Here is a 10,095-nt window from a genome sequence, read left to right as displayed (position 1 = left end):
GGACCGGCGAACACACCACCGGTGAAAGCCAGACCAGCAACACCAAGAATGCTCTTACGCAGCATCGAGTTCATGACCAAAGCTCCATTCGGGGGATTGGCGCACACACCGCCCACGGGGGTGGGCAGGGCGCGCAAGCACCGTCAGGCGCTCAAACAAGAGGGGGAAAAGTCTGTCTGTCGACCAGTGGCTCGCGGGGCTAGGGGTTCGCCTCTTCGCGGCGCCGGGACCATATACAACGACCGGCGGCCCACCAACATTCCGACCCGGGCCGGCCAGCAAGCCCGCCTCGCGGGGCGCCTACCTCGGCCGTGCACCCATGTCCAACGGCCCCGGGCCGCCCGAGATTCCGGCCTCACGATGCCGCCCGCCACACACAAACCGGACAGGGCCCACCACAACCCACGGACAGGGCGTGATTGATCCGCTCCAGGTCACGGAAATGGCGGTAACCGGCATCCGCCGATAGCGCCACATCCCCGACACGGAGTCGATCACCACCCTCAGCCGGAGCCGGGCCGCGATCACCGCCCCAGCGCGCCCACAGACGGACCGCGGGTATGGCAAACGGCCCCTCCCGGAGCGGGAAGGGCCGTTTGCCGACGAACTCAGCGGCGGGCGCCGATCGGGGCGGAAGCCTCGGCGAACTCCTCGCGCGGGTCGTGCAGCTGGCCCAGCGCAACCACCTCACGCTTGAGGAAGAACGCCAGCGTCCAGTCGACCACGACCCGGACCTTGCGGTTGAACGACGGGATCCGCGACATGTGGTACGTGCGGTGCATGAACCAGGCCGGCCAGCCGGTCATCTTCACGCCGTAGACCTGCGCGACGCCCTTGTGCAGGCCGAGGCTGGCCACGCTGCCCGCGTGCTTGTGCTTGTAGTTGACCGGCTCGCGCCCGCGGATCACGTTCGCGATGTTGTCGGCCATCCGGGCGGCCTGCCGGACGGCGTGCTGGGCGCTCGGTGAGCAGAAGTTGCCCGGCTCCTTGGTGAGGTCCGGCACGGCGGCGCAGTCACCCGCGCTCCACGCGCCCTCGACCACCCGGTCGCCGTCGACGATCTGCAGGGTGGGCAGGCAGGTGACCCGGCGGCGCTCGTCGCGCGGGAAGTTGGTGGCGTCCAGCATGGGCGACGGCTTGACGCCGGCCGTCCAGACGATCGTGTCGGCCGGGAAGCTGTCGCCGTCGGAGAGCTTGACGATGCCATCGACACACGACTCGAGCCGGGTGTCCAGACGGATGTCCATGTTCCGCTTGAGCAGCTGCTGCACCGTGTAGGCGCCCATGTCCCGGTCGACCTCGGGCAGCACCCGCTGGGTGGCTTCGACCAGGACCCAGCGCATGTCCTCCGGCTTGAGCTCCGGGTAGTAGCGCAGCGCGTCCCGGGCCATGTCCTCCATCTCGGCCAGCGCCTCGATGCCGGCGTAGCCACCGCCGACGAAGACGAAGGTCAGCGCGCGGCGGCGGACCTCCGGGTCGGTCGTGACGGCCGCCACGTCGAGCCGGTCCAGCACGTGGTTACGCAGGAAGACGGCCTCGCCGATGGTCTTGAACCCGATGCCGTGCTCGTGCAGCCCGGGGATCGGCAGGGTGCGGGAGACCGAGCCGGGGGCGACCACCACGTGGTCGTACGGGATCTCCCGGGTCGGGCCGCTGATCGGCTGCACGATCGCGGTCTTCCGGTCGTGGTCGATCCGGGTCACCGCACCCGCCACCACCGTGCACCGGCGCAACTCCCGTCGCAGCGGCACCACCGCGTGCCGGGGCGAGATGTTGCCCGCCGAGGCTTCCGGGAGGAACGGCTGGTAGGTCATGTGCGGCTGCGGGTCGACGACGATGACCTCGGCCTCACGGGAGCTCAGCTTCTTGGACAGGCGCAGAGCGGCGTACAGGCCCACGTGCCCGGCACCCACGACAAGGATCCGCTTCGGATTCACGTCATCTATCTTTCCCCCGGCGGCTCGACTAATCCCGTTCGAGACCCCCCGTTGTGACGGAGCACAACCCCTGTGACCTGCACAACGTCCCGCGATGTCCCGCTATCTGCGACGCAGGAGAAAGCTGAGCAGCGCGGTGAGACCCACCGCGACCAGCAGCCCGGCCACCGTGGCCGCCTGGAAACCACGGCTCCCACCGACCCCGCCGAGCCAGGCCAGCACGATGCCGAGCACCCCGCTCGCCAGCACCACTCCGCCGGCACGGGTCAGCCACCGCAGGACCAGGTCCGGATCGACCACCGCATCGAACGGCAGCAGTGCGGCCAGCGCGCAGAGCGTGTGCCCGAGGTAGAGCAGGGCCGCCACGGCGAGCAGCCGCCACAACTCCGGCGGCCGGTCGTATCCGAGGGTGGCGAGCAGCCAACCACCGACCGTGACCAGTGCCGCGAAGGTCGGCCAGATCCGGCGCGGCCCGACCGCCGGCAGCACCGCCACCACCGTCAGGGCCAGCACCGACCGCGGGGTGAACGCCTGCACCGGGTACGCGACCAGGAAGCCGACCAGCACGGTGACGAAGACGCCGCCGCGGACCAGCAACGGCGTGAGACCGATCCGGCTGACCGTGTAGCGCAGCGCGCGGACCCGCTCGTGCAGTCCGTCGAGAAGGTCGTTCATCGCTTCCCACCTCCGTGCGCGACGGCGGGACGCCGCCTCACCGGCCACCCACCCGCGGGACGGTGGCCAGGCGGGCCACGTCGCGCAGCACCTGATCGAGGCTGCCCGCGCCGGCCCAGCGGACCACCGGCACGCCGTGCTCGCGGAGCTGGCCGATCATCGTGTCCCGGTCCAGCCGCCACAGCCGGTAGGCGACCTCGGCCCAGCCCTGGCCCTTCGGCACCGACAGGTCGCCCGGCAGGGTGTCCACCGCCACCACGAACCGCCCGCCCCGGGCCATCCGGGCCAGCATCTGGGCCGAGCGCTCGTCGAGCAGCGGGGTGAGCACCACGAGCAGCGCGTCCGAGGAGAGCAGCTGCGGGCCGAAGACCTGGTCGTACGGCTCGTGGGGCGAGTTCTCGGCCCGCACGTCGAGCAGCCACTCCAGCACGGTCAGGTATTGCCGGCGGCCGGTGGCCGGGCGGAGCCGGCGGGCGGCCGGGCCGTACTCCAGCAGCGCCACCCGGTCGCCCCGGTGCAGGTAGTGCTCGGCGATCGCGGCGGCAGCCCGGACCGTGGTGTCCATCACGGACGCCGCGCCGCGTACGCCGCCGGACCGGCCCGCCTCGGCGAGCACGTCGAGCAGCACCACCACCTCGGCGTCCCGGTCGGACAGGGTGGCCGCCACGTGCAGCTGGCGGGCCCGCAGCGACACCCGCCAGTCGATCCGGCGCAGCCGGTCCCCGGGGGCGAAGACCCGTACGCCGGCCAGCTCACCGCCCTCCCCCGGCCGCCGGGAGTGGTGCGCGCCGACCAGCCCGGCGGCCCGGGGCATCGCCTCCACCGCCTCAAACGGCTCAGTCATCGGGTAGACCCGCATCCGGACCGGGTCGGCGATGACCGCCCGGGAGACCAGCAGCCCGTCGGCGACGGCGACCCGCACCCCGGCCGGACCGATCGGGTGCCGGCCCCAGCGCAGCGCCGTCCCGGAAAGCGCCAGGTCGACCGCAGTGCCGCGGGGCACCGAGGTGACGAAGGGGCGGTCGGCGCCACCGGAACGGCTCACGTCCACCCCGGATCCGCCGAAGCCGACCTGCTCCACCCGCAGCCAGCGGGACATCCGGGTGCGGACCACCGCCATGTCGTACGAGACGGTGTCCGGGTTCGCGACGGCGACCGTGGCGGCCATCGGCGAGCCCTCGACCAGATGCGCGTCCCCGGTGCCGATCTCCAGCTCGGGCAGCGTGCCGGGCCGGCGGCGCAGCCCGTACGCGGTGCCCAGGGCGAACGGCGTGGCCAGGACGACCAGGTCGATCCGGCCGAGCAGCACGGCCGCGACGAGCAGCAGCCCGGTGAGCAGCACGGCCCGGCCGAGCGCCCAGGTGGGCGCCCAGCTCGCCGGCTCCTGGCGGTCGGCCATCAGTGCCCGGCGGGTCCGGCCGCGTAGCTGGGCAGGGCGCCGCTGGCCGGGGCGGGTGTGGCCTCCAGCACCTCACCGACGACGAAGGAGGGGTCGACCCGGCGCAGCCACATCTCCGGGCGCAGCGTGATCCGGTGGGCCAGCGCGGGCACCGCCACCGCCTTGACGTCCTCCGGCACCACATAGTCGCGGTTGGCGAGCACGGCCCGGACCCGGGACAGCAGCAGCAGCGCCAGCGAGCCGCGTGGCGAGGCGCCGACCAGCGCCGAGGGGTGCTCCCGGGTGGCCGCGGTCAGCGCCACGATGTACCGGCCGACGGAGTCCTCGACGACCACGTCCTCCAGCGCCGCCTGCATGGCCCGCAGGGTGGTGGCGTCCACCACGGGCTTGATCTCGGCCTCCTCCCGCCGGCGGGCGATCCGTCGGCGCAGCACGTCCCACTCCTCCTCGTGGTTCGGGTAGCCGAACGACACCCGGAGCAGGAACCGGTCGAGCTGCGCCTCGGGCAGCGGGTACGTCCCCTCGTACTCGATCGGGTTGGCGGTGGCGAGCACGTGGAACGGCTCGTCCAGCCGGTAGGTGACGCCCTCGACGGAGACCTGCTTCTCCTGCATCGCCTCCAGCAGTGCCGACTGGGTCTTCGGCGGGGTGCGGTTGATCTCGTCGGCGAGGAGCAGGTTGGTGAAGACCGGTCCGGCCCGGAACGAGAAGTCGCCGCTGCGCTGGTCGTAGAGGAAGGAGCCGGTGACATCGGCGGGCAGCAGGTCGGGCGTGAACTGGAGGCGGCGGAAGTCCAGCCCGAGGGCCTGCGCGAACGAGCGCGCCGTCAGCGTCTTGCCCAGGCCGGGCAGGTCCTCCAGCAGCACGTGTCCGCCGGCCAGGATGCCGGCGAGGACCAGCTCCAGCGCCTCCCGCTTGCCGACTACGACCGTGCCGACCGCGTCCAGCACCTCCCGGGCCAGCCGGCCCACCTCGGCGGGGGGCATGCTCCGGTCCACGTCGTTCATCACAGCTTCTCCAGTTCGGCGACGATCGCCGCGAGGTTGCGCGGCGACGGGGTGCGGCGGGCGGGCGTGGCGAGGAAGGCCCACAATGGCTCGCCCAGCAGGGCGCGGGCCCGGGCCGGGTCGGACTCGCGGGTGACGCCGTGCTTCTGGCGCAGCCGCTCGTCGGCCAACTCACCGATCCGGGGCAGGATCACGTTGGTGAACCGCTCGGGCCGGGTGGTGGACCAGTCCAGCGGCACCTGCCAGCCGTTGATCGCGCTACGCAGTGCGTCCCGGGCCCCCCAGTTCCAGGTGCCCGGCTCCTCGCCGACCGGGGCCCGGCCACCGGCCCTCGGCGGCGGCGGAGGCGACAGGGCAGCGGTGACCCGCCGTACGGCGAGCACCGCGAGCACCCCGGCCACGATGATCCAGAGTGACGCCTGGAGACCGATCGCGCGCAGGCCGGCCACGACCACCACCACGATCGCCGCGGTGACCACGAGGGTACGCAGCAGCCCACGCAGCCACCCGCCCCGCGCGTCCCGCGCCTCCCCAGCGGGTTCCTCGTCGAACGACAGCAGGTCATCGATACTGGTGCTCATGCCGTCGCCTCCCTCCGGTCGGCAACGGCCTGAGGCACCACCGCACCGAGCTGACCGATTCGCTCACTCCGCTCGCTCATGCCGTCGCCTCCCCGGAATCGGCGACGGCTGCGGTGGTCAACTCGGCGCGCAGCCGGCGCAGCGCGGCCCGGGCCTGGTCGCGCATCTGCTCGTCGACCGCGTGGGTGGCGTACCGGGCCTCCCGGTAGACGTGCGCGAAGCCGTCCAGCACACCGGCGCTGGCGATCGCCGGGACGCCGGCCGCCGGGTCACCGCGCAGCAGCCGGGTGACCAGGTCGGTGGCGGTGTCCCCGGCCAGCCGGGGCACCCCGGCCTCCTCGGCCGCCTCCTCCAGTCGGACCCAGCAGGCGATCACCGCCGTCCGGGGATCGGTGGACCGGTCGTCCAACTCCACCAGGCCGGCGTCCAGGGCGGCCACCACCTCCCGGGCGGTGCCGTCGGCGGTCCGCCGGGCCCGCTGGGTCGGGATGGCCCGGGTGGTCCGCCGCAGCGCCCCGCTGATCAGCGTCCAGACGACGTACCCGGCGACGGCCAGCGCAGCTGTGCCGAGCACGACGAGGAAGGCAGTGATGATCCACTGGGGAATCTCGACCGAGGTGGCCTCGCCCGCGTCCCGAGGCTCGACCGGGATCGAGGGTACGGGCTCGGCGGTGGGATAGTCCGGCACGTAGGGGAGGTTGTCCACGGCGGGCGGGATCCGGCTGGCGCCGATCGCGGAGTGCCCGGCGGCGAGCGCGGCGACGGCGAGCAGCAGGGTCACCGCGACGACCGGCCACCACCTGCGCAGCACGCCGAGGTCCATCCCACCGCCCAACGCAATCCTCAGTCGTCCACCCCGGCCAACCGCTTCGCCCGGGCGAACACGTCGTCCAACATCGCTGGTGTCAGCCGCCCGGTGAAGGTGTTCTGCTGGCTGACGTGGTAGCAGCCGAGCAGCGCCGGTACGGACGTGCCGGACCAGTGTGCCCCATGACCGAACGCCGGGCGCGGAGTGGGCGGGCGCTGCCCGTACACGTCGCGCAGGACCGGCCACCATGCGGCCCAGGCGAACGCGCCCAGCGCGACCACGACGCGCAGCGTGGGCCGGAGCAGCGCCACCTCCCGGTGCAGCCACGGCGCACAGGTGTCGCGTTCGGTCGGGGTGGGTTTGTTGTCCGGCGGCGCGCAGCGGACCGCGGCGAAGATCCGGGTGTCGCGCAGGGTCAGGCCGTCGTCGGCGGCGACGCTGGTCGGCTGGTTGGCCAGCCCGGCCCGGTACAGCGCGGCGAACAGCACGTCGCCGGAGCGGTCGCCGGTGAAGATCCGGCCGGTGCGGTTGCCGCCGTGCGCGGCCGGTGCCAGGCCGAGGATGGCGATCCGCGCGTCGGGCGCGCCGAAGCCGGGCACCGGGCGGCCCCAGTACTCCTGGTCGCGGAAGGCCGCCCGTTTCGTCCGGGCCACCTCCTCCCGCCAGGCGACCAGCCGGGGGCAGGCGAAGCAGTTGCTGACCTCGGCGTCGAGGTCGGTCAGATCGGTCGCCCGCGCGGCGCGGGCGACCACCTCGGCGGGGGTACGCGGTTCAGCCAAGCCTGGCCCGGAAAAGCTCGAGGGTGCGGGCCCAGGCGGTGGCGGCGGCGCGCTGGTCGAAGTGCTCCGGCCGGTCCTCGTTGAAGAACGCGTGCGAGGTGCCCGGGTAGTCGTAGGTCTGGCAGGCCCCGCCGGCCGCCTCGATGGCCCGGCGTACGCTCTGCACCCCGTCGGCGGCGGAGAGGCCGTCCGCCTCCGAGCAGTGGATGAGCGCGGCCTTGCCCGCGTAGTCGGCCCAGTCGGTGCGCATGCCGTCCCAGGGCAGGCGCGGGTAGAAGCCGGCGGTGGCGACGATCCGGTCCGAGAAGGTCCCCGACCAGAGGGCCAGGCTGGCGCCGGCGCAGAACCCGGCGCAGCCGATCCCGCCGGCCACCTCCGAGCGGCCGGAGAGATAGTCCGCCGCGGCGGCGATGTCGGTGGCCGCCTCGTCCATCTGCGCGCTGTTCAGCATTAGCCGCGGCTCACTCGGCTTGCTGGCCGGGCCGCCGTGGCGGAAGTCCGGCGCGAGGGCGACGAAGCCGGCCTCGGCGAAGCGGTCCACCACCGCCCGCACGTGGGGCACCAGACCCCACCAGTCCTGGATGACGATGACCGCCGGGCTGGCCGCACCGTCGGAGGGTATCGCGAGATACCCCTCGCTCGTCCCCCCGTTGCCGGTGAAGCTCACCATCTCGCCCATTGGCCCGTCCTCCTAGCGGTCAGTCATCGTTGGCTGGTCGCCCAGTGGGTGTTACGTGCCGGTAGCGTGCCACGCTCCCGGCAGCCCGGGGAAGACGCCGGCAGAGTGGCATTCACCTCCCGTTCGCCTGGCGGACCAGACAGAGCAGGTAGCCGTCGCCGTCGTCGCCGACGCGGTACAGGACGTACCCGTCGTCGCCCGGCCGGAAGTACGGCTCGCACGCCGCCGCCGAGCGGGTACGGGCCGCCGCCGGGTCCTGCACCCGGCCGACCACCGCGTACGCCGCGGCGGCCGAGTCGCAGCGGACCACCCGCGCATCGTCGGCCGCCTTCGCCTCGACGCCGGCGACGGTGGGCAGGTCGGCCACGCAGTCACCGATCCTCGCCTCGGCGGTGCCGTCACCGCCCCCGAAGACGTCGCGCAGGTCGCCACTCGGGCCCACCTTGATCAGAAAACCCACCAGCAGGGCGGTGGCGACGCCGAGGAGCAGCACGACCACGCCCAGCACGGCGCCGAGACGGGACGGGGCGGCCGGATCGCCGGCTGGTTCCGACGGCGGGGTCCCGTCGGTTGCGGGCTCGGCGGAGGAGAGGGTGGCCTGCTCTGACACGGGGGTCCTTTCACGGGAGTCGACGAGCAGACGACACCGTAGCGACCGGGACCGGACGGCACTGCCCCTCCCCTGCCAATCGGTCCATCATGGACACGAAGCGGGGCGCCCGTCGGTCGACGAGCGCCCCGCGGCGAGGAGTCAGCGGGTCGGGACCGGCCCCGGGTCGGCCGGCTCCGGCGCCCCGGACGGCGGGGCGGCGGTCGGCGTGTCCGTCGGCGTGGTGGACGCCGTGGGGCTGCCGGTCGGCTCGGGCGACACCGTCGGGGCCGGAGTCGCAGGCGACGCCGTCGGGGCCGGGGCGGCCGGCCGGGGCGCGAAGGGGGCCCGGTCCGGGCAGTACGGATAGACGTTGCGCGGCGGGTACTGGCCGCTGTCGACGCAGGTGGGGTAGCCGAGCCGGATCGGCACGCCGTTCTGGTCGAAGAGCCGGGCGTTCCGCACCAGGCGCCCCTCCTCGTCGTAGACGAAGACGTCCTCAATCGAGTCGTACGGGTTGCCGACCGAAACCCCCGCGTAGGGCCCGAAGTCGTCCGAGCGGGCGTGCTGGTCCACGTTGAGCAGCGCGGCGAAAGCGAAGAGCAGCAGGGCGGCCGTACCGAGCCGCAGCAGCCGCCGCGGCCAGCCCCGGAAGCCGACGGAGTGGCGGCCCAGCCAGATCGAGGCGAGCACCGTGCCGGCGAGCAGGAACAGGCCGGCCAGCACGCTGCCGCTGAGCCGGGGCAGCAACCCGGACGGCTCGCCGAGCGCGGCGGAGATCAGCAGCGCAGCCAGCCACCCGCGGACCAGCCACCACGCCGGGCGCAGCGGGCGGAGGAACTCACTCGCCGTGGCGTACCCGAGGAGGGGGCCGAGTCGGGTGTCGAGGCCGCGCAGCCCGGCGGAGATCCGGGCGCGGGCGGCGGCGAACCGGCGGTCCGCGGACGCCTGCCCGCCGTCCCCGTCCGCGCCGGCGGCAGCTCGCAGCTCGGCCGCGTACGCCTCCGGCGCGCCCAGCCGGTCGACCAGCGTGCCGTCGGCCTCCGCGGCGACCTCGGTGAGGTGTTCCGCCAGGTCCTCGGTCAACTCGTCGCGGACGGCGGGCGGCAGGTCGGCCAGGGCGGCCCGCACCCGCTCGACGTAGTCCGCGATCTCCTGCCCAGTGACGGTCATGCCGCCATCCCCCGATCGTCGAGCAGTGCGTCCATGGTGGTGGCGAAGGAGCGCCAGGTCTTGCCGGAGCGGGTGAGCTGATCCCGGCCGGCGGCGTTGAGGGCGTAGTACTTGCGGTGCGGGCCGGACTCGCTCGGCACCACGTACGCGGTCAGCAGGCCGGCGGCGAAGAGCCGGCGCAGGGTGCCGTAGACGGAGGCGTCGCCGACCTCCTCCAGGCCGGCCTCGCGCAGCCGGCGGAGGATGTCGTAACCGTAGCCGTCCTCGTCCTTGAGCACGGCGAGAACGGCCAGGTCGAGCACGCCCTTGAGGAGCTGCGTCGTATCCACGCGTTGCACGGTACTGTGGATTGCACAGTACCGTCAAGAAAACAGTAGTTCTCTCGCCGCGTCATGGGTTGGAGCCATGTCGTAAAGCAGTCATGCCTCCTTCCAGGGGTAACCGCCGCCGCGCCCGAACAGGCGCTGT

General features: G+C 73.3%; 11 protein-coding genes. All 11 read right to left on the bottom strand.

What is annotated here, in order from left to right; all coding sequences use genetic code 11:
- Positions 1 to 608 precede the first annotated feature (608 nt).
- Positions 609 to 1,937, bottom strand: a complete 1,329-nt coding sequence (locus ABZ783_RS14965) for an NAD(P)/FAD-dependent oxidoreductase (RefSeq protein WP_357437870.1) — start codon at positions 1,935 to 1,937, stop codon at positions 609 to 611.
- Positions 1,938 to 2,039: 102 nt separating this feature from the next.
- Entirely contained in the window at positions 2,040 to 2,612 is a 573-nt protein-coding gene (locus ABZ783_RS14960) for a hypothetical protein (RefSeq protein WP_357437867.1), read from the bottom strand.
- A gap of 37 nt (positions 2,613 to 2,649) precedes the next feature.
- Positions 2,650 to 4,011 carry a DUF58 domain-containing protein gene (locus tag ABZ783_RS14955; RefSeq protein ID WP_357437864.1) on the bottom strand — a complete coding sequence of 454 codons (1,362 nt, stop codon included), beginning with the start codon at positions 4,009 to 4,011 and terminating at the stop codon, positions 2,650 to 2,652.
- Complete coding sequence (locus ABZ783_RS14950; protein WP_357437861.1) at positions 4,011 to 5,018, bottom strand: MoxR family ATPase; 1,008 nt, start codon at positions 5,016 to 5,018, stop codon at positions 4,011 to 4,013. The genes ABZ783_RS14955 and ABZ783_RS14950 overlap by 1 nt, the downstream gene beginning before the upstream one ends.
- On the bottom strand, positions 5,018 to 5,599 hold the full coding sequence (locus tag ABZ783_RS14945) for a hypothetical protein (protein WP_357437859.1): 582 nt from the start codon (positions 5,597 to 5,599) through the stop codon (positions 5,018 to 5,020). The genes ABZ783_RS14950 and ABZ783_RS14945 overlap by 1 nt, the downstream gene beginning before the upstream one ends.
- A gap of 76 nt (positions 5,600 to 5,675) precedes the next feature.
- Positions 5,676 to 6,422 carry a DUF4129 domain-containing protein gene (locus ABZ783_RS14940; protein ID WP_357437914.1) on the bottom strand — a complete coding sequence of 249 codons (747 nt, stop codon included), beginning with the start codon at positions 6,420 to 6,422 and terminating at the stop codon, positions 5,676 to 5,678.
- Positions 6,423 to 6,442: 20 nt separating this feature from the next.
- Complete coding sequence (locus ABZ783_RS14935) at positions 6,443 to 7,186, bottom strand: uracil-DNA glycosylase (RefSeq protein WP_357437855.1); 744 nt, start codon at positions 7,184 to 7,186, stop codon at positions 6,443 to 6,445.
- Positions 7,179 to 7,865, bottom strand: a complete 687-nt coding sequence (locus ABZ783_RS14930; protein ID WP_357437852.1) for a dienelactone hydrolase family protein — start codon at positions 7,863 to 7,865, stop codon at positions 7,179 to 7,181. Before ABZ783_RS14930 ends, ABZ783_RS14935 begins: the two co-directional genes overlap by 8 nt.
- A gap of 112 nt (positions 7,866 to 7,977) precedes the next feature.
- Entirely contained in the window at positions 7,978 to 8,475 is a 498-nt protein-coding gene (locus ABZ783_RS14925) for a hypothetical protein (protein ID WP_357437849.1), read from the bottom strand.
- Positions 8,476 to 8,616: 141 nt separating this feature from the next.
- Positions 8,617 to 9,627, bottom strand: coding sequence for a hypothetical protein (locus tag ABZ783_RS14920; protein ID WP_357437846.1), 1,011 nt, complete (start codon positions 9,625 to 9,627; stop codon positions 8,617 to 8,619).
- Positions 9,624 to 9,956 carry a PadR family transcriptional regulator gene (locus ABZ783_RS14915; RefSeq protein ID WP_073836854.1) on the bottom strand — a complete coding sequence of 111 codons (333 nt, stop codon included), beginning with the start codon at positions 9,954 to 9,956 and terminating at the stop codon, positions 9,624 to 9,626. Before ABZ783_RS14915 ends, ABZ783_RS14920 begins: the two co-directional genes overlap by 4 nt.
- Between the last annotated feature and the right edge of the window lie 139 nt (positions 9,957 to 10,095).

It is taken from the genome of Micromonospora sp. NPDC047738 (assembly GCF_040642675.1).
In the GTDB taxonomy this organism is placed as follows: Bacteria; Actinomycetota; Actinomycetes; order Mycobacteriales; family Micromonosporaceae; genus Micromonospora.
Note: the sequence above shows the minus strand (reverse complement) of the source record. Positions and strands in the feature narration are given on the sequence as shown.